Source organism: Burkholderia pyrrocinia, assembly GCF_022809715.1.
GTDB classification, from domain to species: domain Bacteria; phylum Pseudomonadota; class Gammaproteobacteria; order Burkholderiales; family Burkholderiaceae; genus Burkholderia; species Burkholderia pyrrocinia_C.
This window is the reverse complement of sequence record NZ_CP094459.1, coordinates 915,827-941,625: the sequence shown is the minus strand read 5'-3', so window position 1 is coordinate 941,625 and position 25,799 is coordinate 915,827. Positions and strand designations below refer to the sequence as shown.

The window sequence follows — 25,799 nt, the reverse complement described above, 5'->3', positions numbered from 1 at the left end:
CAGCGCCCCTCCCGGGACGTTGCGCCGTTTTGCCACGCGCGGTCAGGCCGCGCGGGACGAATCAGCGACGCCAGTAGCCGTGATGGCCCCAGCCGCCGTAGCCATGACGCCAGTACGGACGACCGTAGTAACCGCCGTAGCCGCCGACGACCACCGCGGGCGGCGGCGCATAGTAGGCCGGTGCCGGTGCGTAGTAGACGGGCGGAGGCGGCGGCGCGTAGTACACGGGCGGCGGCGGTGCATAAACGGGATACGCGGGCGCGACCGGGATACCGATGCCGACCCCGATCGACACGTGAGCCTGCGCGGCGCTTGCGGCACCCAGACCCAGCGCGGCGGCGGCGATGAACGGAATGAGCTTTTTCACTTCGATTCTCCTGCTGGAGCGGTATTTTCTGCGCCCCTGTCGGCAACGGCGGGCATGCACGTTGCATGGAAGCAATGTAGCGAAAACCCGCCTCTCGCGTGTTTCGCATTTGTTGCAAATTGCAATTGCAGGCGGCCGGAGCCGCCGTGCGGCGTGGCTTCCAGAGCCTGCGGCGAGCCTTGCAGGTCGTGCGATTCCGTCCGACGAGTCGGGGCGCGACGCGACGGCCGGTCAGTCTTACCGGATACGGCACGCGCGGCGGACACGCACACGTAATGAACGATTACAAATTTGAAACAGGACGCCGACGATTCAACAGGAGCGCGTGCGCAGCACGTTTTGGGGTCAGGTTCACTGATCGGAATTCGACCGTGATGCAGGACGCAAATACGCGTGTGATCGCACCGCATACCGGTAATAACTACATGCGTCCGCGCGGAAATCGACCTTACGCGACCGCGCCTTCATTCCTGCGATACTGGCGGCTGCTTCGTTTTCGCTTACGTCCGCCGCCATGTCTCTTCCCGACACACCCCGTCTCGGCTTCATCGGCGCCGGCCGCCTCGCGCGCTGCGTTGCGCAGCGCTTCGCGCAGGCCGGCTTTCCCGTCGTCGCGATCGCGAGCCGCACGCCCGAATCGGCCGCGGCGCTCGCCGCGCGCATCGACGGCTGCCGGGCCGTCGACACGCCGCAGCAGGTCGCCGACGCCGCCGACCTGATCTTCCTGACGGTTCCCGACGACCATCTCGCGTCGACCGCCGCGGCGCTCCGCTTCGACGCGTCGCGCGCCGCCAGTCAGGCAGTCGTCCATTGCAGCGGCGCGTCGGCGGTCGCGCTGCTCGATCCGGCGAAACGGCAAGGCGCGGCCACCGGCGGCTTCCATCCGCTCTACCTGTTCGGCGGCACCGACGCCGACCTCGCGCGCATCGACGGCTGCTCGGTCACGATCGAAGCCGACGGCGCGCTGCACGCGACGCTGATGCGACTTGCTGCCGCACTCGGCTGCCATCCGCTGTCGATTCCGGCCGGCGGCCGGATGCTCTATCACGCGGCCGCGCACTACGCGGCGAGCTTCGCGCTGTGCGGGCTGTCGGAAGCGGTCGAGCTGTGGCGCGGCCTCGGTTTCGACGAGGAAGCCGCGCTGCGCGCACTGCTGCCGATGCTCGCCGGCACGATCGAAACCGCGCGCGACAAGGGGCTCGCGAACGCGCTCGCCGGCCCGGTGTCGCGCGGCGATACCGGCATCGTCGAACGCCAGCTGGCGCTGCTCGAAGCGCGCGGCGGCGATCACGCGACGCTGTACGCGCTGATGACGCGCCGCGCGGTCGCGCTCGCGGCGAAGCGCGCCGCGCCGCCGGCGTCGCTGCCGGCGCTCGCCGAAGCCGTCGAAACGTCGCTCGCGCGCACGGCCGCGCCCCCCTCCCCGTCGCGAGACGAGGCGTGATAAGGTGTCGGCCGATGCGCCGCCATCCGGCGTTGGCGGCCGCACGCTACTCGACTGTATAAAAAGGATGCCAACGATGTTCGGCGAGATCGCCCGTTTTCTGCTCAATACCGTCTTCACGCTGTTCGGCGCCGCGCTGATCCTGCGCGTCTGGATGCAGGCCGTCCGCGTGCCGCCGTACAACCCCGTCACGCAGGCCGTGCTGCAGGCGACCAACTGGCTCGTGCTGCCGCTGCGCCGCGTGATCGCGGGCGTACGCGGCATCGACTGGGCCAGCGTCGTCGCCGCGCTGCTGACCGCGCTCGTCTACGTCGTGCTGATGGTCGTGATGGCCGGCTTCGATCCGGCCGCGGTGATCCCGACGCTCGTCGTGGTCGCGCTGCTCACCGTCGTGAAGTGGGCGCTCAACCTCGTGATCTGGATGACGATCCTGATGGCGCTGCTGTCGTGGCTCAACCCGCGCTCGCCGGCGATGCCGATCCTGTTCCAGCTCACCGCGCCGTTCCTGAACCCGCTGCGCCGCATCATCCCGAACCTCGGCGGCATCGACCTGTCGCCGATCCTGCTGTTCGTGATCGTGCAGGTGCTGCTGATGATCGTCACGCGCGCCGCCGTGTCGCTGACGATCTTCGGCATCTGACCGACGCTGCCCCCTACACCGCCGGCCCTTGCGCCGGCGGTGCGCCGAGCGTGTCGATCACGCCGAAGCGCGCCGGAATCATCGCGTAGCACACGCGCACTTTCTCGCGCGACAACCGTTCGAGCAAACGCTGCGCCTCGTCCTCGGTGACGATGAATTCGACCTCGATCGCGAGCGAACCCTGCAGCTCGAAGAAGCGGTCCTCGTGCAGCACGCGATGCTGGCCGAAGCCGGCCATCGCGCGAAACGCGGAACCGCCCGCGACGCCCATCCGGTTCGCCTCCTCCAGCAGCCATTCCCACAGCGGTTTCCAGTGCAGCCGGTGCTGCTCGTGCACATAGAAACGCAAGAAGACCCTGTCCATCGCTCCCTCCGATGGCGGCACGCTCAGGCCGCCGCGAGCCACGCGCGCGCGGTCCACATGCCGAGCGCCGTCAGCGCGAACGATCCAGTCAAGTGTAGGGCAGCCACCGCAAACGCCCATCCGAATTCGCCCTGCAACGCATGCGTCATCACTTCGACCGAATAGGTCGAGAACGTCGTGAGGCCACCGAGGAAGCCCGTGATCACGAACAGCCGCCACTCGGGCGGCAGCCCGACGCGGGTCGTGAACACGACGGCGGCGATGCCGATCACGTAGCCGCCGATCAGGTTCGCGGCGAGCGTGCCGAGCGGCACCTCGGGAAAGAATTCGTTGAGCGCGAGGCTCAGGAACCAGCGCAGCAACGCGCCGAGCCCGGCGCCGACGAAGATCGCGACGATCGAATAGAACAAGGGCACTCCTCGCTGACGACGCCGCGTGGCGGATGCGGCCTACGCTGAACTGTATGCGGAATCGCACCGCGGCGGCAACGCCGGCGGAGCGGGCCGTCGTGCGCCGGATCGTGTCGCACGGGCACGATGCATTTCATTATTCCCGCGAATCCGCAGCACTCGATATTTTCCGACGCATTACGCAGGACATTACAAATCAATTAAAAACCAATTGATTATCCATCAGCGTTTTAAAAAATCGGCAAAGTAACTTCATCCGCTGCACGCCTACCTTTAAAACCCCATATTTCACGGGGCTTCCGCGTAGTTTCCCTTATCAGGCATTCCCGTATCCGGCCGATATTCCATGCAATTGATTTCGCCGATTTTGTAGACTTGTTCCGCCAACCCACTCCATCGACATGGAGACTCGAAAAATGAACAATATCCGCCTGTCATCCATGTTGATTCCGGCGCTGTGCGCGTCGCTGCTCGCATCGAGCGTCGCGCTCGCCGACGGCAACGGACCGCCTTCCTACGTCGAAGGCAACCGCGCGCCGAAAGGATCCGCGCGCCCGCCGTTCCATACGAAGCCGCGCGCGAGCACGGCTTCGATATCCGGCCTCACGCCCGCGCTCACCCGACACGCGTACGGGTTCGACACGATCGCCAACCAGGGCGACGGGATGGTCGTCGCGATCGTCGATGCGTACGACGACCCGAAGATCGAGGCCGATCTCGGCGTGTTCAGCAACGCGTTCTCGCTGCCGGCCTGCACGTCGTCGAACGGCTGCTTCAACAAGGTGTACGCGCGCGGTACACGGCCCAGGACCGATTCGGGCTGGGCGCTCGAGACGTCGCTCGACGTCGAATGGGTGCATGCGATCGCGCCGAAGGCGAAGATCGTGCTCGTCGAGGCCGCGTCGGCCAGCTTCAGCGACCTGCTGGCCGCGGTCGACGTCGCGGTCAAGCGCGGCGCGTCGGTCGTGTCGATGAGTTTCGGCGGCAGCGAGTTCAGCAGCGAGGCCGGCTTCGACAGCCACTTCAACGTCGCGGGCGTCATGTTCGTCGCGTCGTCCGGCGACAGCGGCGCCGGGACCGATTACCCGGCGGCGTCGCCGTACGTGGTGGCAGTGGGCGGCACGACATTGTCCATCGATGCGTACGGCAACTACGTCGGCGAGGCGGCGTGGAGCGGCAGCGGCGGCGGCGTGAGCACCGTCGAGGCCGAGCCGGCCGGCCAGACCGCGTGGCCGGTTCCGGTCGCCGGCAAGCGCGGCGTGCCCGACGTCAGCTACGACGCGAATCCGTCCAGCGGTTTCGCGGTGTACGACTCGGTCGCCTACCAGGGGCAGGCGGGCTGGTTCCAGGTCGGCGGCACGAGCGCGGGCGCGCCGCAATGGTCGGCGCTCGTCGCGATCGCGAATTCGCTGCGCGCGGCGGCCGGCAAGAGCCGGTTGAGCGGCACCTACGATTCGCTCTATACGGTCGGGAAAACCGCGTACGGCAGCGACTTTCACGACGTGACGACCGGGTCCAACGGCAATTGCGGCAGCGTCTGCAACGCAGCGGGCGGCTACGACTACGTGACGGGTCTCGGTTCGCCGCAAGCACCTGCGCTCGTGCAGGCGCTCGTCGCCCAGCCGTAACCGCGCGGGCGTCGCCGGTCAGCCCGTGGCGTGGCGTTCAGCCGCCACGCCATGCGCGGTCGAGCGCAGTCAGCGTCGCCAGCGCACCGCCCTTCAACCCGATCACGTCCGCACGGCGCGCATGTGCCTCTCGCGCGTTGATGCGAATCACGTCGGCGCCCAGCCGTTCGCTCAGCAGGCGCACGGTCGGAATCGCGGTGCCCGCGCCGATCTCGACCACGGCGACGCGCCCGGCCCGCTCGATCCAGTCGTCCAGCGCACGTTCCTGCGCGTCGTAGCGCGCACCGAGCCAGCCGGTGTCGCCGAACATCAGGATGTTCGGTCGCGCGAGGCCGCCGCAGTGCGGGCAGCGCGGCGCTTCGCCGACCAGCCGGCAGGTTGCTTCGTCGACGTCCGGCACGAACGGCGCCGCGTCCCACGTGTCGTCCGAACAGGGCCGCAGGCACTGCATCGCGTGAATCGAGCCGTGGATCTCGACGATCCGCGTCGGATCGAAGCCGGCTTTCTGGAACTGGCCGTCGACGTTGCTCGTCAGCACGAAGCCGCCATTCGGCATCGCGTCGATCCAGCGACGCAGGATCGCGAAACCCGCATGCGGCACCGCCGCGCGGTAAAGCGCGAGACGGTGCCCGTAGAACCCCCACGCGAGCTGCGCACGCGCACGGAACGCGTGCGGCGATGCGATCTCGTGGAATTCGAAACGCTCGTGGCGCAGCGCCGGATACGCGCGCCAGAAACCGTCCGTACCGCGGAAATCGGGCAGCCCGGAATCGACGCCGATGCCTGCGCCGGCCGTCACGAGCAACGCGTCGGCGCGCGCGAGCACGTCAACCGCGGCAGCGACGAGATCGGCGGGAAGCTGTGCGGCGGCAGCGGTGGAATCGTCGGGATCGGGGAACGGCATGATGGGCGGCGGTAACGTCGAACGGGTCGCGGGTCGCGGGTCGCGGGTCGCGGGTCGCGGGTCGCGGGTCGCGTCGCGATCATACGCCGGTTCGGGTGCCGCGCCGCATGCGCGATGCAGCGGCATGACGCGATCGCAACGTTGCGATCCGGCATGGCGCCGGGCTTTTCCCGCGGCAGCCGACGCAGGGAGGCACCGGCGATGCCGCGCCCCGGCGCCTCCCCACCTGCTCAGCTATCCGAATCGTCTTGCGCGACCGGAATATCGTCGATCGCGAAATAGACCGGCTTGCCGAGCTGCCGCGCGAGGCTGACGTCCGCGTCCGCGCCGCGCGACGCGCCGTCGATCCGCCATACCGCATCGCAGCGCCGCAGCAGCCGGTGCGCGGCCGGATACAGGAACGCCTCGCTGATCTCGTCGCCGACCTGCCGCGACCCGGCCGCGACCGCGAGCGGCAGCGACACCCACTCGCCGATCATCGGCACATGCCCGCGGCGATACACGGCGAGCGCGGCCGCTTCCAGCCGGTGCAGGTTCGCGGCGATGCGCGCGGGGTCGCCGTCCGTGCCGCTGCGATAGGGGCCGGCGACCAGCACGAGCAGCGGCGTCATGCCGCGCGCGCGCCGGCGGTTTCCCGCAGCGCGACGTATTGCAGCAGCATGATCGTCTTCGCGTCGACGATCTCGCCGCGCTCTATCGCGTCCAGCGCGGCGTGCAGCGGCATCTCGACGACCTCGAGATCCTCGCCCTCTTCCGCGACGCCGCCGCCGTCGCCGGTGCGCAGCGACGCATCGTATTCGCCGACGAAGAAATGCAGCTTCTCCGTCACGGAGCCCGGGCTCATGAACGCCTCGAACACCTTGCGCACGCCGCGCACGCGATAGCCGGTCTCCTCCTCGGCCTCCGCGCGGATGCGTGCTTCGGGCGTCGCGTCGTCGAGCAGGCCGGCCGCGGCTTCGAGCAGCATCCCGTCGTGCCCGCTGACGAACGCCGGCATCCGGAATTGCCGCGTCAGCAGCACGTCGCCCGTGCCCGCATTGCGCAGCAGGATGGTCGCGCCGTTGCCGCGATCGTAGGTCTCGCGGCTCAGGCGCTGCCACGTTCCGTCGCGGCGCAGGAAATCGAACGTCACCTTCTTCAGCACATACCAGTCATCGGACAGCACCGTCGTATCGACGATGCGCACGCGCTCCCGCGTTGCAGCCATTGCAGCCTCCCATTCGACAAAAGACGGCGCCCATGGTAACGTGCATATTCGTGCAATCTCAAGAAATTTCGTGCAAACACGATGCTGACGACTCAACGCAAGAAAGCGATCCTCGATGCGCTCGCACGCGACGGCCAGGTGCTGGCGGTCGAACTGAGCGCGCAATTCGGCGTGTCCGAAGACACGATCCGCCGCGACCTGCGCGAACTCGCGGCCGAAGGCCTGCTGCAGCGCGTGCATGGCGGCGCGCTGCCGGCGTCGCCGGCCGTCGCGCCGTTCGCGCAGCGCGAGGTGCTCGAAACGGCGGAAAAGCGGCGCATCGCAAGGCGGGCCGCGCAGATGATCGCGCCCGGGCAAGTGGCGATCGTCGACGGCGGCACGACGTCGGCGCTGCTCGTCAGCCAGCTGCCGGCCGACCTGCGCGCGACGATCGTCACGCACAGCCCGAGCGTCGCGGTCGCGCTGGCCGCGCATCCGTCGATCGATGTGATCCTGATCGGCGGGCGGCTCTACAAGCATTCGATCGTCGCTGTCGGCGCCGCGGCGATGGAAGGCATCGCGCGCATCCATGCGGACCTGTACTTCATGGGCGTCACGGGCGTGCATCCGGTCGCGGGGCTCAGTACCGGCGATTTCGAGGAAGCGGCGATCAAGCGCGCGCTGGCCGAACGCGCGGCCGAGACGGTCGTGCTCGCGTCGCAGTCGAAACTGCGCGCGGCGTCGCAGTTCGTGATCGGCGACATCACGCTCGCGCAGACCGTCGTGGTCGAGAAGGAAACCGAAGCCGCGCTGACGAAGCCGATCGAGGCCGCGGGCGTGACGGTCGTGCGCGCATAGCGGCAGCGGTTCGAATCCGTGCGGTTGCGCCGGATCTCGACTGCGGTTTTCATCACGCCAACGCCGCACCGATGTCAGCGTGCTGACAGGCACCGCTTGCTAACATGGGCGCCCGCCCAATCGCTACGCGCCGCACGCACGATGCCCTCGCCCTCCGCCACCACCCCGCCGGCGCCGCCCACCGGCGATGCGCCGCCGCCCGGCGTCCTCGCGCTGTTCGTCGCGTTCGCGCAGATCGGCCTGACCAGCTTCGGCGGCGGGCTCAGCGGGCGGATGATGCGCGACTTCGTGCACGAGCGGCGCTGGCTCGACGAAGAGGCGTTCCTCAACGGCCTCGCGCTGTCGCAGGCGCTGCCGGGCGTCAACGTGAAGAACCTCGCGATCTGGATCGGCTACCGGCTCGCCGGATGGCGCGGCGCGGTGGCCGGCTTCACCGGCATCATCGCGCCGCCGGCCGTGCTGATCGTGCTGTTCGGCGTCGCGTTCTCGACCCTCACGCGCTTCCCGCTCACGCATGTCGCACTCGCCGGCGCGGCCGCCGCGGCGATCGGGCTGTCGATCTCGATGGCGATCACGGCGGTGCGCCGGCTGCCGCGCCGCGCGTTGCCGTTCGCGGTGATGACGCTCACCTTCGTGTCGGTCGCGGTGCTGCACTGGCCGCTCGTATGGACCGTGCTGATCGGCGGCACGCTGAGCGTCGCGCTCGAATACCGCCGCGCGGCCACCACGCCCGCCGGGAGCGACAAGCCATGACCGCGTCGCAACGCTACGCCGCGCTGTTCGGCGTGTTCGCGCCACTGTCGATCGCGACGATCGGCGGCGGGCAGGCGATCATCGCCGATCTCCAGCGGCAGGTTGTCGACGTGCATCACTGGATGACCGCCACGCAGTTCGTGAACGACTTCGCAATTGCGCGGATGGCGCCGGGCCCCGGCTCGCTGCTGGCGACGCTGATCGGCTGGCAGGTGGCCGGCTTCTGGGGCGCGGTGATCGCGACGCTCGCGCTGTTCGGCCCGACCGCGTTCCTGATCTACGGCGTCGCGCACCTGTGGCGGCGGCACCAGGGCGCGCGCTGGCAGATCGCGCTCGAAGCCGGCCTGCGCCCGGTCGCGGCCGGCATGATTCTCGCATCGGTGTGGGTGCTGCTGCAGGCGCTCGACGGCGGCTGGCCCGCACGCGCGATCGCGGTCGCGTCGACGCTGTGCGTGATGGTCTCGCGCATTCACGCGCTGCTGCTGATCGTGGTGGGCGCGTCGCTGCTCGTCGGCGTGCACGCGATCGGCGGCGGCGTGTAACGCATACCGCCGCACCTCAACGCCACCCGGACACCTGAACGCCTGGACACCTATACGCCGCGAAACACCGGCGCGCGCCGCTCCGCAAACGCACGCAGCCCTTCGTCGAAATCCGCGCCTTCGCACGCTTGCCGGCGCAGTTCGGCAATCCGCTCGAACGCATCGACCGGCAACGGCCGTGCGTCCTGCAGCACACGCAACTGCTCCTTCACGGCATGAACCGCGAGCGGCGCCTTCGCGGCAATCGTGCGCGCGACGTCGAGCGCCGCATCGTCGACGCCGCCCGCGTCGGCCAGCCGGTTCACGAGCCCGTGATGCGCGGCGCGCTCCGCATCGAGCGGCTGCGCGCAGAAGAACATCTCCTTCAACACGTGGATCGGCAGGTTGTCGTAGAAGCGCAGCAGGCCGCTCGTCGAATACGGCAGGCCGATGTTCGCGGGCGTCATCGCGAAGCGCGCGTCGCGTGCCGCGACGACGAGGTCGCAGCTCATCACGAGATCGACCGCCCCGCCCCACGCCGATCCCGCCACCGCCGCGATCACCGCGCCCGGATAGGTCCGCACGCGCCGCAGCGCCCGTTCGAGCGGCTTGCCGTATGCGAGCGGATCGCGGTCGTCGGCCAGTTCGCGCAGGTCGTGTCCCGCGCTCCACACGTCGCCGCTGCCGTCGTTCGACAGGATCACGACGGGCGGCGGACGGAAGGCTGCGAGCGCATCTAGGCGCGCGACGAGCGCGTCGAGCAACGGTGCGTCGAGCGCATGCCGCCGAGCCGGATTCGCGAACCGCACGCGCGCGATCCGCTCGCCGATCATGTCGACCGTCACGCGCGATGCGCTTTCGTGTTTCGTCGTGTCGGTCATTGCAGGGCCTCCGCCACCGCTTCCGCCTGGAAGATCGCACGCTCCGCCAGCAGCGCGTCGATCGCATCGTCGCCGTAGCCCGCTTCGCGCAGCACGTCGACCGTATGCTCGCCGAGCAGCGGCGGCGCATGGCGCGTGCGCGGCGCCGGCACATCGTCGCCCATCCCGCCGAGCGGCGTGACGACCTGGCGCAGCGTTCCGAGCGTCGGATGCGCGACCGGCTCGACCAGCCCGCAGTGCGCGAGCTGCGGATCGTCGAACACTTCGTCGAGCGTATTGATCGGCCCGGCCGGCAACCCGGCCTCGACGAAACGCTGCGTCCATTCGCGCTTGCCGCGCGTGCGCAGCCGGCTTTCGAGCAGCGCTTTCAGCGCGTCGCGGTGCTCGACGCGCGCATCGTTGGTCGCGAAGCGCGGATCGCTCGGCAGCTCGGGCAGGTCCAGCAACCGGCACAGCCGCAGCCACATGTCGGTCGTGATCGGCGCGAGGTTGAGCGGCCCGTCGGCCGTCTCGAACACGCCATACGGCGCGATCACCGCATGCGCATTGCCGGTGCGGCGCGGCACGTCGCCAAGGCTCAGGTAGCGTTGCCCGTGCACGCTCAGCAGCGCGACGAGGCTTTCGAGCAGCGACGTGCCGACATGCTGCCCGCGCCCCGTGCGCTCGCGCTCGAACAACGCGGCCATCACGCCGGTCGCGACCCACATCCCCGAGCTGAGATCGCCGATCGCGGTACCCGTGCGGGTCGGCTCGCCGTCCGGAAAGCCGGTAAGACTCATCAGCCCCGCATAACCCTGCGCGATCTGGTCGAAGCCCGGCCAGTCGCGCAACGGGCCGCGCGGGCCGAACGCGGTGACGCTGCCCATCACGAGCCGCGGATCGCGCGCGCTCAGCGCGGCGTAGCCGAGCCCCATCGCGTCCATCGTGCCGGCCTTGAAATTCTCGATCACGACGTCGGCCTGCGCGATCAGCCGCCGCACGACGTCGAGGCCGGCCGGCTGCCGGAAATCCACGCAGACGCCGCGCTTGTTGCGGTTGCAGGACAGGTAGTAGGTGCTCACGCCGCGATCGAACGGCCCCCACGCGCGGCTCATGTCGCCGTTCGGCCCCGACTCGACCTTGATCACGTCGGCGCCGAGATCGGCGAGCACCATCGAGCAGAACGGCCCCGACAGCGCGCGACTCAGATCGACGACCCTGATTCCTTGTAATGCCTGCATTCCGGACTCCTGATATTGATGACGGGATGTTGCGTGTTTCCGAACGATCGCGGCGCGCCGCTCATTCGGGCAGCGTCTGATGGCGCGTTTCGACGGCGAACGGCAGGATCAGGATGCCGAGCACGAACACGGCCGCGGTCCATGCGACCGGCACGCCGAGCGAACCGTAGCCGTGAATCGCGGCGCCGAGCAGGAAGTTCACGCCCGCGCCGATGAAGCGGCCGACCGACGCGTTGAACGCGAACGCGGTCGCCCGCACGCGCGTCGGATACTGCTCGGGCAGCCACAGCGAGAAAATCGCGAAGTTGCCGCCGAAGAAACCGAGGAACGCGAGCGACACCATGAACGCCGTGAGCCCGTTCGGCTGGTAGAACGCCCAGCCGAACGCGAACACGATCGCACCGGCCATGCCCGCGAAATACACGCCGAGCGCCGCGCGGCGGCCGAGCCGTTCCGACAGCCACGGCGCGACCAGGCAGCCGACGATCGTCGCGCACGACAGGATCGCCGCGCCGACCGATGCAAGCCGCATCGCGCCGATGTGATCGATGCCCGCGCGTGCCGCCAGCGTACTGACCGCGCTCGCCTCGTAGACCGAGCCGGCCCACAGCCCGACGATCGCGACGCCGACGAGGCTCGCGCTCGTCAGCGTACGGCGCAGGAATGCCGGCGCGAAAATCTCGCGCAGCGGATGCGCGCGCCGCGCGTCGGCCGCGTCGCCGTCGCGCGCGTCGTGCCGGCGCCACTGCCCCGGTTCCTTCACGCGCATCACGGTGAACACCGCGAGCAGCGCGGGAGCGAGCCCGCACAGGAACATCGCGCGCCAGCCGTAGGTCGCACCGATCGTGTAGTTCAGGCAGGCCGCGATGAAGAAGCCGAAGTAGTAGCCCGTCTGCAGGTAGCCGGCGCCCATCTTGCGGCGGTCCTCCGGCCAGCTCTCGGCGACGTAGGTGCCCGCGAGCGCCCATTCGCCGCCGACGCCGATCCCGGCGATCAGCCGGCACGCGGCCAGCGCCCACACGTCGTGCACGAACGCGGCCGCGCCGGTGAACACCGAATAGATCAGGATGCTCGCGGCGAGCGTACGCACGCGGCCGAAGCGGTCGGCGAGCGGCCCCCAGACGAACGACAGCCCCCAGCCGATCAGGAACAGCGCGAACAGGATCGAGCCGTACATGCCGAGATTCGCGGGCGTCGCCGCGATGCCGGATGCCGGCAGCAGTTCGGTCAGTGCGGGAATCAGCACGAGCGCGTAGATCACCGAATCCACGCCGTCGAGCACCCAGCCCGCGTACACGGCCCAGAAGCCCTTGACCTGCTCGCGCGTGAGCGGCGTGCGCCGCGGCTTCGCGCCGGCCGCCGGCGCGTCGATCGCCTTGAACATCTTCGTCTCCTTGCCGGCGGGGCCGGCGCTGTTGCCGCGTCCGGTCCGGGATGGCCGGCAGGCTGGCTCTTTTGTGAGACGAGTATAGAAATACCTTCGATCGCCGAAAAATATGATATTCATCTCGATCGATCGGATTGGCTTATGGCTTGAATCGGGAGACGGCGGCGATGGACTTGAGGCAGTTGCGCTATTTCGTGAAAGTCGTCGAATGCGGCAACGTCACGCATGCGAGCGAGGCGCTGCATGTCGCGCAGCCCGCGGTGAGCCAGCAGATGCGCAATCTCGAACGGGATCTCGGGATGCAGCTGCTCGAACGGAGCGTGCGCGGCGTCGCGCCGACCGCAGCCGGCCGAACGCTTTACCAGCATGCGCTCGAACTGCTGCGCCAGGCCGACGGCACGCGCGAGCTGCTGCGCCGCGACGCCGATACGCCGCAGGGCCGCGTGACGGTCGGCATGCCGTCGAGCACCGCGCGCGTGCTGGCGATACCGCTCGCACGCGCGGTGCGCGACCGCTATCCGGGCATCATGCTGGAGCTGATCGAGGCGCCGAGCGCCGATCTCGACACGCTGCTCGAACGCGCGCGGCTCGATCTCGCGATCGTCGTCGACGCGGTCGACACGCGCGGCATCGCGATCCACCGGCTGCTGACGGAAACGCTGTACCTGATCACGTGGCCCGGGTTTCCGGTGCCGGACGATCCCGTACCGCTCGATACGATCGCGCGGATGCCGCTCGTGCTGCCGAGCGCGCCGAACACGATCCGCAACCGCGTCGACTGGGCGATGCGCGAGGCCAGGCTGTCGTACGAGATCAGCTTCGAGGCGAGCTCGACCGGGCTGCTGTTCGCGGCCGTGATGGCGCAGCTCGGCGTGACGATCCTGCCGTGGACGGCCGCGCACGTCGAGATCGAGGAACGCAAGCTCAAGCTGTCGACGGTCGCGCACCGGCTGTTCGCGCGCGACCTGTCGCTGTGCTGGCACGATACGGCGCTCGTCAGCAATGCGGTGCAGAAGGTGAAGGCCGAGATCGTCGGGCTGTTCGACACGCTCGGGCGGCGGCCGGAGTGGGCGGCCGGCGATGCCGGCCGCGCGTGACCGGCGCGGCGCGGGGCATTGACAACGCTCCCCCGGCGCCCCTTGACGTTGCTCCCATCGTAACCATCACCGGTTCAGCTTGAGAGGTTGTCGGCCCGCTCGTGCTCGACACCTCTGCCTTCCTCGAAGGCCTGCTGCTTGGCGCCGGCCTGCTCACGTCGGTCGGTCCCAAGGATGCCTTCGTCATCAAGCGCTCGATCTCGAGCCCCTATCTGCTCTCCATCGCCCTCGTCTGCGCTGGCAGCGACGCGCTGCTGATCGCGCTCGACGCGCTTCACGCGTCAGCGGCACGATAGCTTGCGAAACGCGTCGTGCGCGCCGGCATGCAGCTCGAAGCCGACGCCGGGTGCCTGCGGCACGTGTGCGTAGCCTGCGTCGACGGTTTCGCCATCGGCGAGTCCGCTGAACGGATGGAACGCGAACGGATTGACTTCCGCGCCGCCGAGCCCGAGCGCGGCAACGACGTGCAGCGAGAACAGGTGGCCGCCGTGCGGCCAGAACGCGTCGCGCCGCCAGCCGCGCGAAACGAAGTGGTCGACGATCTGCAGATAGCCCGGCAGCCCGTAGCAATGCACCGGGTCGAACACCAGCACGTCGCGATCGCTGCGCAGGCCGCCGTAGCGGTCGAGCAGCTTCGCTTCCGCGAGCGAGAACAGTGCTTCGCCTGCTGCGATCGGCGGTGAGTATCGCGCGGCGAGGTCTGCTTGGAGCGGCAGATCGTGCGGGTCGCAGATGTCCTCGAACCACCAGAGGCCGAACGGCGCGAGCATCGTCGCGGCCGCTTGCACGGTCGCTGCGTCGTACGTGTTCATCGCGTCGACCGCGAGATGCGAGCTGCCGGCGAGTTGGGCAGCGGCGGCTTCGATGCGTCGTCGGTCCTGATCGAGATCCGCGCCGCCGATCTTGATCTTCGCATGCGTGTAGCCGAGATCGGCGATGCGGCGCATCTCGTCCGACAGGCGTGCGAGATCGTCATGCGGATAGCGGTACCCGCCGCCCGCGTACACGCGTACGCGTGATGCCGCGACGCGTTCAAGCCGGTCGGCGAGAAAGCGATGGAGCGGCAGGTTGGCGATCTTCGCGGCGGCGTCCCAGATCGCCATGTCGAGCGTGCCGACTGCGACGCATCGTTCGCCGTGCCCGCCGGGTTTTTCGCCGGCCATCATCGCGCGCCATGCGTGGAACGGGTCGAGGTTGGTGCCGGCTTCGTCGGCAAGCGTGTCGGCGGCGGCCAGCAGGCGCGGCGCGAACCGTTCGCGGATCAGGCCGCCCTGCGCGAAACGACCGACCGATGCGTAGCCGTATCCTGTCACCGGGCGGCCGTCGCGCACGACGTCGGTGACGACCGCGACGACACTCGTCGTCAAGCCGCCGGATGGAATGGACGGGTCGGCGTAACGGGAGACGGGGATCGCTTGCTCATGGATGGCAGTGATGCGCATGGTCGGGTTCCGGTGGGGCGTCCGGCGCATGCGATGGTTCAAGCGGTGCGGCCGGAACGATAAGCAGACCGCTGCATCATAGGCGCTCGCGCGGCCGGGCGCAGGCGTTCGTTACCGGTGTCGGCTATCGCGCCGCCGCGGCTGTACGGTCGCAGAGAAGTCGGCCTTGATCGCGGCGAAGATACCGCGGACCGATACCGCGGGCACGACAGCCATTCGACCGGCCCGAATCGCTATCCCGGCAATCCTGTGGACGAAACAACGGTGTAGGCCCGGATACGCCCCGCAACCGCCCGGCATACGCGTTCTGCGTGCGTCATCTTGTTCTTAATGTGCATGGGCCCTTGCAACATGCAAGGGCCGCGATGACAGAGGCCGCGAACCGGGAAGGTATCCGGGCGACGACGATATGCGTGGACGAATCTACAAGCCCGCTCAGGCGAAGACGAAGTACTTGCGCACCGTCTCCACCACTTCCCAGGTTCCTTTCATGCCGGGTTCAATCACGAACACATCGCCGGCTTTCAGGTGCACCGACTCCTCGCCTTCCGGCGTGATGATGCAGTAGCCGTCGAGGAAGTGGCAGTACTCCCATTTCTCGTAGTTCACCTCGAACTTGCCCGGGGTGCAGATCCAGGTGCCCATGATCTTGCTGCCGTCCTTGGAGACGTAAGCGTTGAGGTTCACGGTGTGCGGATCGCCGCCGATGCGCTTCCACTTGGTCGCGTCAAGGACCGGAGTCGGGCAGGTTTCGCGCAAAACGGTGATGAAATCGGACATGTCAGCTCCAAACGATCGGGTAAGTGATCCGTCACGTTAGTTCGGAAGCGCTACCGGGGCTTGTATGCTTCCGACACCGACTCGTCTATTTTCGACACCGGCTCGGGTGTAAGCGCGCTGCCCCCTGGCTCGGGCGGAATGGCCCCAGATTTGCGGATTCAACCAATCGAGCAAATCGCGTCGACGGACCGTTTTTGGCCGATCTTTGACGACCATTCTCGGCGACGCCACCGCCCCACGATCCAGCCATGCCAGTTTCGCTGCCATCACCCCAAACCGCCCGCTTGCCATCCTCACGTCAAACCCTGTAGAATTGCGCGTTCTGCGGGCGTCGTATAATGGCCATTACCTCAGCTTCCCAAGCTGATGACGTGGGTTCGATTCCCATCGCCCGCTCCACTTTCCGGCTGCACGGCAGCCTGCGCAAAAGCCGCCTCGTCGAAGGCGGCTTTTTTGTACCATGTGCCGGTTCACCCGACACACTGCTGCGCGCAACGGGCCCTCGCCCGCAACAACGCCTTTCTCTGTACCGATGATGCACGACGATCCGAACGAAGCCGGCCTGCCGCCGCACGACGACGCCATTCCCGACGAAGCCGCCGACGGCGCCGACGAAGTCAATCCGCTGCACCACCGCCGCATCCGCAGCTTCGTCACGCGCGCCGGCCGCGTGTCGACCGGCCAGCGCCGCGCGCTCGACGAGCTCGGCCCGCGCTTCGTCGTCCCGTATGCGCCGGAGATGCCCGACTGGAATGCGGTGTTCGGCCGCAGCGCGCCGCGCATCCTCGAGATCGGCTTCGGGATGGGCGCATCGACCGCGGAAATCGCCGCGAACCGCCCCGACGACGACTTCCTCGGCGTCGAAGTGCACGAGCCGGGCGTCGGCGCGCTGCTGAAGCTGATCGGCGAGCAGAACCTGTCGAACATCCGCATCATCCAGCACGACGCGGTCGAAGTGCTCGAGCACATGCTCGCGCCGGAAAGCCTCGACGGCGTGCATATCTTCTTCCCCGATCCGTGGCACAAGGCGCGCCACCACAAGCGCCGGCTGATCCAGCCGCCGCTCGTCGCGCATCTCGCGTCGCGCCTGAAGCCCGGTGCGTACATTCACTGCGCGACCGACTGGCAGAACTACGCGGAACAGATGCTGGAAGTGCTCGGCGCAGAACCGACGCTCGAAAACACGGCTGCCGACTACGCGCCGCGCCCCGACTATCGCCCGGTGACGAAGTTCGAACGGCGCGGGCTGCGGCTCGGCCACGGCGTGTGGGACCTGGTGTTCCGCAAGCGCGCAAACTAAGCCATTCCGCGCTGAGGCGGAGCACGTTGCGCTGCCCCGGACGACAAAACGGCCCGACCGGCATCTGCCGATCGGGCCGTTTTTTTTGGAAACGCGCTCGCCTCCGTATCTGCATCACGCCCAGTTCAACCAGCCGCTGTACCCCACCAGCAGCACGAACAGCCCGAACGCAATCCGGTACCACGCGAACACCGTGAAATCGTGCGTCGCGACGTAGCGCAGCAGCCAGCGCACGCACACGAACGCGCTGACGAACGCGGCGACGAGCCCGAGTGCGAACAGGCCGAGCGAATCGACGGTGAACGCCTGCCAGTCCTTGACGGTTTCGTAGAGCGTCGCGCCGAAGATGATCGGAATCGCGAGGAAGAACGAGAATTCGGTGGCGACGCGCCGGTCGAGGCCGAACAGCATCCCGCCGATGATCGTCGAGCCCGACCGCGACATGCCGGGAATCAACGCGAAGCACTGCGCGATACCGACCTTCAGCGCATCGAGCGGCGTCAGTGCATCGACCGACATCACGCGCGGCGGTTCGCCGCGCTCGCGCTGCCGCGCCTCGGCCCACAGGATGATCGCGCCGCCCACGACGAGCGCGAACGCGACGGGCACCGGCGAGAACAGCACGGCCTTGATCTTCTTCTCGAACAGGAGGCCGAGGGCGATCGCGGGAATCGTCGCGATCACGACGTTCAGCGTGAAGCGCCGCGCGTCGGGCCGGCTCGGCAGCCCGGACACGATCGACGCGATCCGTTGCCGGTACTCCCAGCAGACCGCGAGGATTGCGCCGAACTGGATCACGACGTCGAAGGTTTTCGCATGCGAATCGTTGAAATTCAGGAAGCTGCCCGCGACGATCAGGTGACCGGTGCTCGACACCGGCAGGAATTCCGTCAGCCCCTCGACGACGCCGAGGATCAATGCCTTGCAGATCAGGATCCAGTCCATCCGTGGCCCAACTCCGAAATGGTCGAAAGGAAGGGCCAGGTTGCCGCGCGGCCCGCTCGGCCGCGCGGTTCGTCGTCATTTTTCGACGATCGCCACGCGTATGCCGTTTGTAAGAATCGTAATTGTACCGGGTTCGTAGTTCACTCCGGCAAATTGCAGCTGTTCAGGCTTGAACGTGTAGATCGGATAGTTGGTCAATACCTGCGTCGCGAGCAGGCCGGCGGCCGCGCCGACCTGTTGCGCATACATCTGCGCGTCGCCGTCGAGCACGAGGCTGTCGACGGACGGCGCCTTCAGCACGACCGAGCGGGTCGGCGCGTCGTACGCGAGCTGGCCCGACACGGTGAACTTGCCGCTGACGGGCGCGCGCAGGAACGGGCTCGCGAAATTCGCGTCGAGCTGCACGGCGACGCGGTTCTGGTCGGGCAGCAGGTTGACGGCCGGGTTCGCGAGCGACACGTCGACGACCTGCGCGACCGTCTTCTGGTACGGGAACTTGCGCGCGACGGCTTTCTGCACGTCGCCGCGCGAGAACGTGTAGTGATCGGGGATGAACGGGAACGTCGACGCGCACGCGGCGAGCGACAGCGTCACGCCGATGGTGCCGACGGTTGCGGCGAGAAAACGGCGCCGGCCGGGCGCGCGAGGTGCGGTCATGCTTGAACAATCTCCTGTATCCGGCGCAGCGGCGATCGGGCTGTCGGCGCTGCGCCCATGCCGGGCAAACGACCGGAGTTAGTGCTTCAACCCGCGCCGCGGGTTCCATGCGTCGTATTCGCGTCGAACGTGGTCGGCAACCCGCTACCGCCCCACCATGCCGCCACGCGGCGTCGGCTGCGTCGCCGCCTCGAGGCGCGTAAGCCACGCGAGCGCGTCGTCGCGCGATGCGCCGCACATGTCGGCGGACGGCTGCAGCCCCGAGCAGCACGCAGGGCGCTCGGGCCGGCCGAAGATCCGGCAGCGCAGGTCGTCGCCGAGCTGCACGCAGCGCACGCCAGCCGGCTTGCCGTCGGGCATGCCCGGAATCGGGCTGGAAATCGACGGCGCGATGCAGCACGCGCCGCAGCCCTCGCGGCACGCGTGCGGCGGCGGGACATCGGCGGGTGCCGGGCGGACAGGCATTTCGACGGACACTCGGCTCTCTCGAACGAACAACAAAAAAACGGTGCGGCAACCGGACGCGGTGTCCGGCAGCCCACCCCGCATTGTGCCATCGCCGGCTGCGACGTTATTACGCAATGCAGCCGAATCGCGCGTTTATATACTCGAAAGCATCTGAAAAGTGAAAAGCGCGAGACCATCATGAGTTCCGGTTCTGCCGACATAATGTTCCGTCCCGATTTGCTCACGAAATACGGCGCGAACGGGCCGCGCTATACGTCGTACCCCACCGCGCTGCAGTTCCGCGACGATTTCGATCCGGCCGACTACGTGCGCGCGGCCGGCGACCCCGGCGCGTCGTCGAGCGAGCTGTCGCTGTATTTCCACATCCCGTTCTGCAACACCGCGTGCTTCTACTGCGGCTGCAACAAGATCGCGACCAACAACCGCCGCCGCGCGCGCCCGTATCTCGACCAGCTCAAGCGCGAGATGGCGCTGCAGGCCGCGCTGTTCGATCCGGCCCGCCCAGTCACGCAGCTGCACTGGGGCGGCGGCACGCCGACCTTTCTTTCCGACGACGAAACGGCCGAGCTGATGGCGGCCACCCGCGAGTACTTCGCGCTCGCGCCGGACGCCGACGCCGAGTTCTCGATCGAGATCGACCCGCGCACGGTCACGCCCGCGACGCTCGTGCACCTGCGCACGATCGGCTTCAACCGGCTGAGCCTCGGCGTGCAGGATTTCGATCCGGTCGTGCAGCAGGCGATCAACCGCATCCAGCCGCTCGCGATGACGGCCGACCTGCTCGCTGCCGCGCGCGCGACGGGCTTCCATTCGGTCAGCGTCGACCTGATCTACGGGCTGCCGCACCAGACGGTCGCCGTGTTCGCGCGAACGCTCGAGACGATCATCGAACTCGCGCCCGACCGGCTGTCGGTGTTCGGCTACGCGCACATGCCGCACCTGTTCAAGATGCAGCGGCAGATCGACGATGCGACGCTGCCGCCGCCCGAAACGCGCATCGCGCTGCTCGGCCTCGCGATCGACATGCTGACGTCGGCCGGCTACGTGTACATCGGGATGGACCACTTCGCGCGGCCGTCCGACGAACTCGTGCGAGCACAACAGAACGGCACGCTGCAGCGCAATTTCCAGGGCTACAGCACGCGCGCGGATACCGACCTCGTCGGTTTCGGCGTGTCGTCGATCGGCAAGGTCGGCGACGTCTACGCGCAGAACGCGAAGGACCTGCCCGCGTACGGCGCCGCGCTCGACGCGGGCCGGCTGCCGATCGTGCGCGGCGTGCGGCTCACGCCCGACGACCGGCTGCGCCGCGACGTGATCACGCAACTGATGTGCAACCTCGACCTGCCGTTCTCGCATGTCGAGGCCGCGCACGGCATCCGCTTCGCCGATCATTTCGCGCGCGAGCTCGACGCGCTGCGCCCGTTCGAGCGCGACGGGCTGCTGACGATCGCGCGCGACCGCCTGACGATCCATCCGGCCGGCCGGATGGTCGTGCGCAACATCGCGATGGCGTTCGACGCGTATCTCGGGCAGACGTCTCAACAGCGCTACTCGCGCACGGTCTAGCGCCAGCGCCAAACCGGCGGCCGCACGCGGGCGTGCCGCCGGTTTGCTACAGTGTAGGGCTTCCGCTCCGCCAGAACCCGCACGATGCGCACCACCAAAGCGACCTACGCGGTCGAACGCCTGAAGACCCGCTCCGGCAACCCGCAATTCGCGGCCGTCGCGATGGCGGGCGGCCTGTTCTATCTCGTCGACCGCTCCGGCGGCACCGCCGAGAAGCGCTGCGAGCCGCTGCCGCTCGACGAGTTCGTCAAGTTCGTCGACGAATTCGGCCCCAAAAAGCCGCGCAAGGCGAGCAAGCTCGACCTCGCTTTCGAGGCGCAGATCAAGAAGAGCAAAGGGTAAAGGTCTGTTGCAGGCTGCCTGAAGGCTTGACCGCCGCCCTGTTTGGTACAATCGCGTAGTTTATCTACCCCCGCTGATGGCCGACCAGGCTGCGTGACCACACCATGAATATCGAAAACGCGCGTTTCAACATGATCGAACAGCAGATCCGTCCGTGGGACGTGCTGGATCTGGACGTCCTGGGCCTGCTGTCGATCGTCAAGCGTGAAAACTACGTTCAACCCGAATACCGCGATCTCGCGTTCGCCGATCTCGAACTGCCGCTGCCCGGCGGCACCAGCAAGATGCTGTTCCCGCGCGTCGAAGCGCGTGTGCTGCAGGAGCTGACGGTCAAGAAGCACGAGAACGTGCTGCTGATCGGCGCGGGCTCGGGCTACCTGGCCGCGCTGTTCGCGCATCGCGCGCAGCACGTGACGGCCGTCGAGATCGATCCGGCGATCGCGAAGTTCGCGGAAGACAACCTCCGCAACGACGGCGTGACCAACGCGGAAGTCGTGCTCGGCGACGGTTCGCGCGGCTGGGCCGGCAAGGCGCCGTACGACGTGATCTGCGTCGCGGGCGGCTTGCCCGTCGTGCCGCAGGAAATGCTCGAACAGCTGAAGGTCGGCGGCCGCCTGTCGGCATTCGTCGGCGGCCGTCCGGTGATGAAGGCGCAGATCATCACGCGCATCGACGACAAGCAGTACCGCGTCGCCGACGTGTTCGAAACCTACATCGACCACCTCGTCAACGCGATCGAGCCGTCGCGCTTCAAGTTCTGAGCGGCGGAGCCTCCATGCAGATCCTGACGCCCGCAATGCTCGCGGAATGGCTCGGCGATACGGCGCGCCCCGCGCCGATCGTGCTCGACGTGCGCGAGCCTTGGGAAATCGCGACCGCGCAGATCGCCGGCAGCATGTCGATCCCGATGCAGCAGATTCCCGCGCGCAGCGAAGAGCTCGACGACGAAGCGGAAATCGTCTGCGTGTGCCATCACGGGATGCGCAGCGCGCAGGTCGCGATGTTCCTCGAATCGCGCGGCTTCACGAAGCTGTACAACCTGCAAGGCGGGATCGACGCGTGGTCGCGCGACGTCGATCCGTCCGTGCCGCGTTACTGATCTCTCCGGCGGCGCATCGCGCGCCGCCATACGGTGACCGGCGCCGCGCCGGCCACACGATCCGCCGAACGGGCGCGCGCTGCGCGCCCGTTTCTCTTTCCCGCCCTGCTCCGTTTCCTTCAGCGCATCGGCGACGATCGCGAACAGCCCGGCAATCTGCGCGTCGTCGATGACGATCTGCGACGAGAACACGCGATGTCGCCCGTATCGCCCGTATAGCGCTCCATCGCGCCGCTCCGGTAGCGCGTGCAGGCACCGGAACGGTGAAGCGCGTCCGTGCACCATTTGCGCCCGCGAACCTGCACCGCAACGGACCATTGATGCCGCACGAAGCGTCACGCGCACCGCGCATTCGCCCGCACCGGCACGTCCGGCGTGCATGCATGCGGACTGGCACATGCCTTGCGTTACCTGATGGCCGGCGCCGCCACGGCGCACGCACATCCAACACGTCAAGGGGAACCCGATGAAACGTCGCAGTCTGTTGAAGTTCGGTTCGATGGCCGGCGCGCTCGCGCTGGCGGGCAAGAGCCCGTTCGCGCACGCGGCCGATGCGGGCACCGGCCCGATCAAGGTCGGCATCCTGCACTCGCTGTCGGGCACGATGGCGATCTCGGAGACGTCGCTGAAGGACACCGCGCTGATGACGATCGCCGACATCAACAAGAGCGGCGGCGTGATGGGTCGCAAGCTCGAGCCCGTGGTGGTCGATCCCGCGTCGAACTGGCCGCTGTTCGCCGAGAAGGCGCGCCAGCTGCTCACGCAGGACAAGGTCGCGTGCGTGTTCGGCTGCTGGACCTCGGTGTCGCGCAAGTCCGTGCTGCCGGTGTTCGAGGAACTGAACGGGCTGCTCTACTACCCGGTGCAGTACGAAGGCGAGGAAATGTCGCGCAACGTGTTCTACACGGGCGCCGCGCCGAACCAGCAGGCAATTCCGGCCGTCGAGTACCTGATGAGCGCGGAAGGCGGCGGCGCGAAGCGCTTCTTCCTGCTCGGCACCGACTACGTGTATCCGCGCACGACCAACAAGATCCTGCGCGCGTTCCTGAAATCGAAGGGCGTGAAGGATGCCGACATTCAGGAGGTCTACACGCCGTTCGGCCACAGCGATTACCAGACCATCGTCGCGAACATCAAGACCTTCTCGCAGGGCGGCAAGACGACCGTGATCTCGACGATCAACGGCGACTCGAACGTGCCGTTCTACAAGGAGCTCGGCAACCAGGGCATCAAGGCGACCGACGTGCCGGTCGTCGCGTTCTCGGTCGGCGAGGAGGAACTGCGCGGGATCGACACGAAGCCGCTCGTCGGCCATCTCGCCGCGTGGAACTACTTCATGTCGGTGAAGAACCCGACCAACACCAAGTTCAAGGACCAGTTCGCCGCCTGGGTGAAGGCGAACAACCTGCCGGGCGGCGCGAAGCGCGTGACCAACGACCCGATGGAAGCGACCTACGTGGGCATCCACATGTGGAAGCAGGCCGTCGAGAAGGCGAAGAGCACCGACGTCGACAAGGTGCGCGTCGCGATGATCGGCCAGACCGTCGCCGCGCCGTCGGGCTTCACGCTCGCGATGGACGGCAACCATCACCTGCACAAGCCGGTGATGATCGGCGAGATCCGCGGCGACGGGCAGTTCAACGTCGTGTGGAAGACGAAGACCGCGGTGCGCGCGCAGCCGTGGAGCCCGTTCATCGCAGGCAACCAGGGCAAGCCGGACATCGTCTCGTCGATCCCCGCGTTCCTGCGCCGGCAGCGCGCGGCGCTGGCCTGACGCGGTGCGGCGCGTCGCGCACCGGCGTGACGTGCCGCTCGCATGCCGGTGCCGACGCGCCGGCCGTGCTTGTCGTGAAGAACCGCAAGCGCCGGCGCCTCGCCGCATGAATCCGCTTTCCCACGCCCGACAGGATCTCCCGATGCCTATCCGCTTTCGCCGAGCCGCCGTCGCGATCGTCGCGTGCGCCGCCCTCGCGGGTGCACTGCCGCGTGCCGCGTTCGCGCTGACGGCCGCCGATACCGCCGCGCTTGCCGGCGACGACTTCGACGCGAAGACGTCCGCGATCGACCGGCTCCCCGCCGATGCCGATCCGCGCGCCGTTGCCGTGCTCAACGCGCTGTCGACCGGCGACGCGCTCGCGACCGGCGACGGCCGCCTGCTGATCCAGAGCGGCGACACCGCGCACGACGCGCTCACGCAGGCCGCGTCGCCGGCCGGCGACGCGCAGCCCGTGATGCTGAACAACCTGCTGCGCACGAAGATCGCGGGTGCGCTGTCGGGCCTCGCGCTCGCATCGCCCGACGTCGCCGCGCGACGCGACGCGATCGATGCGCTGCTGAAGTCGCCGGACCCGGCACTCAAGCCGATGATCGACCGCGCGCGCGCGAAGGAAACCGATCCCGCGCTGAAGCGCCGGCTCGACGCACTGTGGGCGATCGCCGCGCTGCACGATGCCGATCCGGCGAAGCGCCTTGACGCCGTGCAGGTGGTGGCCGCGCGCCGCGACCTCGACATGATCGAACAACTGCGCCCGCTCGTCGCGAAGAACGCGGACGGCAGCTACGCGGAGCCCGACGCGCGCGTGCGCGATGCCGCGCAGCAAGGGCTCGACGCATTGCATTCGCTGCAGCGCCGCGGCGAGATCGTCGGCACGCTGTTCGCGGGCCTGTCGCTCGGCAGCGTGCTGCTGCTCGCCGCGCTCGGCCTCGCGATCACGTACGGGCTGATCGGCGTGATCAACATGGCGCACGGCGAATTCCTGATGATCGGTGCGTACGCAACCTATGTCGTGCAGACGCTGATCCAGCGCTATGCGCCCGGCGCATTCGACTGGTATCCGCTCGTCGCCGTGCCCGTGTCGTTCGCGACGGCCGCGCTCGTCGGCATCGTGCTCGAACGGCTCGTGCTGCGGCACCTGTACGGCCGCCCGCTCGAGACATTGCTCGCGACCTTCGGCGTGAGCCTGATCCTGATCCAGGCGACGCGCATGCTGTTCGGCGCGCAGAACGTGCAGGTCGTGAACCCGTCGTGGATGAGCGGCGGCGTGACCGTGATGCAGAACCTGATCCTGCCGTACAACCGGCTCGCGATCCTCGCGTTCGCGCTTGCGGTGGTGTTCGTCGCGTGGGCCGTGCTGACGAAGACGCGGCTCGGCCTGTTCGTGCGCGCGGTCACGCAGAACCGCCGGATGGCCGCGTGCGTCGGCGTGAAGACCGCACGCGTCGACGCGTATGCGTTCGCGTTCGGTGCGGGCATCGCCGGCCTCGGCGGCTGCGCGCTGTCGCAGATCGGCAACGTGGGGCCCGACCTCGGCCAGAACTACATCATCGATTCGTTCATGGCGGTCGTGCTCGGCGGCGTCGGGCAGATCGCCGGCACCGTGCTCGGCGGCTTCGGGCTCGGCCTCGCGAGCAAGGCGATCGAGCCGTTCTGGGGCGCCGTGCTCGCGAAGATCGCGGTGCTCGTGATGATCGTGCTGTTCATCCAGAAACGCCCTCAGGGCATGTTCGCCCCGAAGGGCCGCAGCGCGGAGGCTTGAC

Annotated in this window: 29 protein-coding genes and 1 tRNA gene; 16 read left to right on the top strand and 14 right to left on the bottom strand. The window is 68.1% G+C overall.

The genetic code is table 11. The annotated features are described in order from the left end of the window. Nucleotides 1-61: 61 nt before the first annotated feature. Entirely contained in the window at nucleotides 62-367 is a 306-nt protein-coding gene (locus MRS60_RS04375) for a hypothetical protein (protein ID WP_027783774.1), read from the bottom strand. A gap of 514 nt (nucleotides 368-881) precedes the next feature. Here MRS60_RS04375 and MRS60_RS04370 point away from each other — a divergent pair. Both MRS60_RS04370 and MRS60_RS04365 read left to right on the top strand, forming a co-directional pair. Beyond that, a complete protein-coding gene (locus tag MRS60_RS04370) occupies nucleotides 882-1,811 on the top strand; it encodes a Rossmann-like and DUF2520 domain-containing protein (RefSeq protein WP_243565280.1) in 930 nt (309 codons plus the stop codon). Nucleotides 1,812-1,887: 76 nt separating this feature from the next. After that, complete coding sequence (locus tag MRS60_RS04365) at nucleotides 1,888-2,451, top strand: YggT family protein (RefSeq protein WP_034182941.1); 564 nt, start codon at nucleotides 1,888-1,890, stop codon at nucleotides 2,449-2,451. 13 nt (nucleotides 2,452-2,464) lie between these two features. Here the strand turns inward: MRS60_RS04365 and MRS60_RS04360 are convergent, their stop codons facing one another. Both MRS60_RS04360 and crcB read right to left on the bottom strand, forming a co-directional pair. Beyond that, nucleotides 2,465-2,815 (bottom strand): DUF190 domain-containing protein, encoded by a 351-nt coding sequence (locus tag MRS60_RS04360; RefSeq protein ID WP_243565279.1) that lies wholly within the window; start codon nucleotides 2,813-2,815, stop codon nucleotides 2,465-2,467. Nucleotides 2,816-2,838: 23 nt separating this feature from the next. Next, nucleotides 2,839-3,225, bottom strand: coding sequence for a fluoride efflux transporter CrcB (crcB, locus tag MRS60_RS04355; RefSeq protein WP_034182940.1), 387 nt, complete (start codon nucleotides 3,223-3,225; stop codon nucleotides 2,839-2,841). A gap of 416 nt (nucleotides 3,226-3,641) precedes the next feature. Here crcB and MRS60_RS04350 point away from each other — a divergent pair, with 416 nt between their 5' ends. After that, nucleotides 3,642-4,853: a S53 family peptidase gene (locus MRS60_RS04350; RefSeq protein WP_243565278.1), complete on the top strand. Its 1,212-nt coding sequence runs from the start codon at nucleotides 3,642-3,644 to the stop codon at nucleotides 4,851-4,853. A 37-nt stretch (nucleotides 4,854-4,890) separates the two neighbouring features. Here MRS60_RS04350 and MRS60_RS04345 read toward each other — a convergent pair whose 3' ends face one another. The 3 genes from MRS60_RS04345 to MRS60_RS04335 all read right to left on the bottom strand — a co-directional run bounded on the left by MRS60_RS04345 (nucleotide 4,891) and on the right by MRS60_RS04335 (nucleotide 6,964). After that, nucleotides 4,891-5,757: an SIR2 family NAD-dependent protein deacylase gene (locus tag MRS60_RS04345; protein ID WP_243565277.1), complete on the bottom strand. Its 867-nt coding sequence runs from the start codon at nucleotides 5,755-5,757 to the stop codon at nucleotides 4,891-4,893. A 230-nt stretch (nucleotides 5,758-5,987) separates the two neighbouring features. Beyond that, nucleotides 5,988-6,368, bottom strand: a complete 381-nt coding sequence (locus MRS60_RS04340) for a DUF4406 domain-containing protein (RefSeq protein ID WP_243565276.1) — start codon at nucleotides 6,366-6,368, stop codon at nucleotides 5,988-5,990. Further along, on the bottom strand, nucleotides 6,365-6,964 hold the full coding sequence (locus MRS60_RS04335; protein WP_034182936.1) for an NUDIX domain-containing protein: 600 nt from the start codon (nucleotides 6,962-6,964) through the stop codon (nucleotides 6,365-6,367). Before MRS60_RS04335 ends, MRS60_RS04340 begins: the two co-directional genes overlap by 4 nt. Nucleotides 6,965-7,045: 81 nt before the next feature. Here MRS60_RS04335 and MRS60_RS04330 point away from each other — a divergent pair, with 81 nt between their 5' ends. The 3 genes from MRS60_RS04330 to MRS60_RS04320 all read left to right on the top strand — a co-directional run bounded on the left by MRS60_RS04330 (nucleotide 7,046) and on the right by MRS60_RS04320 (nucleotide 9,096). Continuing rightward, nucleotides 7,046-7,801 carry a DeoR/GlpR family DNA-binding transcription regulator gene (locus tag MRS60_RS04330; protein ID WP_034182935.1) on the top strand — a complete coding sequence of 252 codons (756 nt, stop codon included), beginning with the start codon at nucleotides 7,046-7,048 and terminating at the stop codon, nucleotides 7,799-7,801. Nucleotides 7,802-7,942: 141 nt separating this feature from the next. Then, nucleotides 7,943-8,554: a chromate transporter gene (locus tag MRS60_RS04325; RefSeq protein WP_243565275.1), complete on the top strand. Its 612-nt coding sequence runs from the start codon at nucleotides 7,943-7,945 to the stop codon at nucleotides 8,552-8,554. Then, nucleotides 8,551-9,096: a chromate transporter gene (locus MRS60_RS04320; protein WP_243565274.1), complete on the top strand. Its 546-nt coding sequence runs from the start codon at nucleotides 8,551-8,553 to the stop codon at nucleotides 9,094-9,096. The genes MRS60_RS04325 and MRS60_RS04320 overlap by 4 nt, the downstream gene beginning before the upstream one ends. Nucleotides 9,097-9,146: 50 nt before the next feature. Here MRS60_RS04320 and scpB read toward each other — a convergent pair whose 3' ends face one another. From scpB to MRS60_RS04305, 3 genes are all read right to left on the bottom strand, one after another. After that, nucleotides 9,147-9,956 (bottom strand): methylmalonyl-CoA decarboxylase, encoded by an 810-nt coding sequence (scpB, locus tag MRS60_RS04315; protein WP_243565273.1) that lies wholly within the window; start codon nucleotides 9,954-9,956, stop codon nucleotides 9,147-9,149. Beyond that, nucleotides 9,953-11,176, bottom strand: a complete 1,224-nt coding sequence (locus MRS60_RS04310; protein ID WP_243565272.1) for a CaiB/BaiF CoA transferase family protein — start codon at nucleotides 11,174-11,176, stop codon at nucleotides 9,953-9,955. Before MRS60_RS04310 ends, scpB begins: the two co-directional genes overlap by 4 nt. 61 nt (nucleotides 11,177-11,237) lie before the next feature. Beyond that, nucleotides 11,238-12,560, bottom strand: a complete 1,323-nt coding sequence (locus MRS60_RS04305) for an MFS transporter (protein WP_034182930.1) — start codon at nucleotides 12,558-12,560, stop codon at nucleotides 11,238-11,240. 170 nt (nucleotides 12,561-12,730) lie between these two features. Between MRS60_RS04305 and MRS60_RS04300 the strand changes: the two genes are divergently transcribed. Beyond that, complete coding sequence (locus MRS60_RS04300) at nucleotides 12,731-13,660, top strand: LysR substrate-binding domain-containing protein (protein ID WP_243565271.1); 930 nt, start codon at nucleotides 12,731-12,733, stop codon at nucleotides 13,658-13,660. Between the two features lie 101 nt (nucleotides 13,661-13,761). Further along, complete coding sequence (locus tag MRS60_RS04295; RefSeq protein WP_243565270.1) at nucleotides 13,762-13,956, top strand: hypothetical protein; 195 nt, start codon at nucleotides 13,762-13,764, stop codon at nucleotides 13,954-13,956. Here MRS60_RS04295 and MRS60_RS04290 read toward each other — a convergent pair. Continuing rightward, complete coding sequence (locus MRS60_RS04290) at nucleotides 13,942-15,102, bottom strand: enolase C-terminal domain-like protein (RefSeq protein ID WP_243565269.1); 1,161 nt, start codon at nucleotides 15,100-15,102, stop codon at nucleotides 13,942-13,944. The two genes, MRS60_RS04295 and MRS60_RS04290, sit on opposite strands and share 15 nt — an antisense overlap. A gap of 435 nt (nucleotides 15,103-15,537) precedes the next feature. Further along, the gene (locus MRS60_RS04285; protein ID WP_152864713.1) at nucleotides 15,538-15,882 is read right to left on the bottom strand and encodes a cupin domain-containing protein; all 345 of its coding nucleotides are present in this window, start codon (nucleotides 15,880-15,882) and stop codon (nucleotides 15,538-15,540) included. A gap of 324 nt (nucleotides 15,883-16,206) precedes the next feature. Here MRS60_RS04285 and MRS60_RS04280 point away from each other — a divergent pair. Both MRS60_RS04280 and trmB read left to right on the top strand, forming a co-directional pair. After that, nucleotides 16,207-16,281 (top strand) — tRNA-Gly (locus MRS60_RS04280). Between the two features lie 133 nt (nucleotides 16,282-16,414). Beyond that, the gene (trmB, locus tag MRS60_RS04275) at nucleotides 16,415-17,182 is read left to right on the top strand and encodes a tRNA (guanosine(46)-N7)-methyltransferase TrmB (protein WP_034182925.1); all 768 of its coding nucleotides are present in this window, start codon (nucleotides 16,415-16,417) and stop codon (nucleotides 17,180-17,182) included. 114 nt (nucleotides 17,183-17,296) lie between these two features. On the opposite strand, the gene MRS60_RS04270 is transcribed toward trmB, so the two are convergent. The 3 genes from MRS60_RS04270 to MRS60_RS04260 form a co-directional block, all read right to left on the bottom strand. Beyond that, nucleotides 17,297-18,127: an undecaprenyl-diphosphate phosphatase gene (locus MRS60_RS04270; protein WP_034182924.1), complete on the bottom strand. Its 831-nt coding sequence runs from the start codon at nucleotides 18,125-18,127 to the stop codon at nucleotides 17,297-17,299. A gap of 75 nt (nucleotides 18,128-18,202) precedes the next feature. Further along, nucleotides 18,203-18,784 carry a DUF1439 domain-containing protein gene (locus tag MRS60_RS04265; protein WP_131947821.1) on the bottom strand — a complete coding sequence of 194 codons (582 nt, stop codon included), beginning with the start codon at nucleotides 18,782-18,784 and terminating at the stop codon, nucleotides 18,203-18,205. Nucleotides 18,785-18,928: 144 nt separating this feature from the next. Next, complete coding sequence (locus tag MRS60_RS04260; protein ID WP_243565599.1) at nucleotides 18,929-19,249, bottom strand: YkgJ family cysteine cluster protein; 321 nt, start codon at nucleotides 19,247-19,249, stop codon at nucleotides 18,929-18,931. Nucleotides 19,250-19,429: 180 nt separating this feature from the next. Here MRS60_RS04260 and hemN point away from each other — a divergent pair, with 180 nt between their 5' ends. From hemN to urtB, 6 genes are all read left to right on the top strand, one after another. After that, nucleotides 19,430-20,821: an oxygen-independent coproporphyrinogen III oxidase gene (gene hemN / locus MRS60_RS04255; RefSeq protein ID WP_243565268.1), complete on the top strand. Its 1,392-nt coding sequence runs from the start codon at nucleotides 19,430-19,432 to the stop codon at nucleotides 20,819-20,821. A gap of 84 nt (nucleotides 20,822-20,905) precedes the next feature. After that, nucleotides 20,906-21,163 (top strand): hypothetical protein, encoded by a 258-nt coding sequence (locus tag MRS60_RS04250; RefSeq protein ID WP_034182921.1) that lies wholly within the window; start codon nucleotides 20,906-20,908, stop codon nucleotides 21,161-21,163. Nucleotides 21,164-21,267: 104 nt separating this feature from the next. Beyond that, complete coding sequence (locus MRS60_RS04245; RefSeq protein ID WP_034182920.1) at nucleotides 21,268-21,924, top strand: protein-L-isoaspartate O-methyltransferase family protein; 657 nt, start codon at nucleotides 21,268-21,270, stop codon at nucleotides 21,922-21,924. Nucleotides 21,925-21,938: 14 nt separating this feature from the next. Then, the gene (locus MRS60_RS04240) at nucleotides 21,939-22,262 is read left to right on the top strand and encodes a rhodanese-like domain-containing protein (RefSeq protein ID WP_034182919.1); all 324 of its coding nucleotides are present in this window, start codon (nucleotides 21,939-21,941) and stop codon (nucleotides 22,260-22,262) included. A 466-nt stretch (nucleotides 22,263-22,728) separates the two neighbouring features. Further along, complete coding sequence (gene urtA / locus MRS60_RS04235) at nucleotides 22,729-24,036, top strand: urea ABC transporter substrate-binding protein (RefSeq protein ID WP_034182917.1); 1,308 nt, start codon at nucleotides 22,729-22,731, stop codon at nucleotides 24,034-24,036. 142 nt (nucleotides 24,037-24,178) lie between these two features. Further along, the gene (gene urtB, locus MRS60_RS04230) at nucleotides 24,179-25,798 is read left to right on the top strand and encodes an urea ABC transporter permease subunit UrtB (RefSeq protein ID WP_243565267.1); all 1,620 of its coding nucleotides are present in this window, start codon (nucleotides 24,179-24,181) and stop codon (nucleotides 25,796-25,798) included. Nucleotide 25,799: the final 1 nt, after the last annotated feature.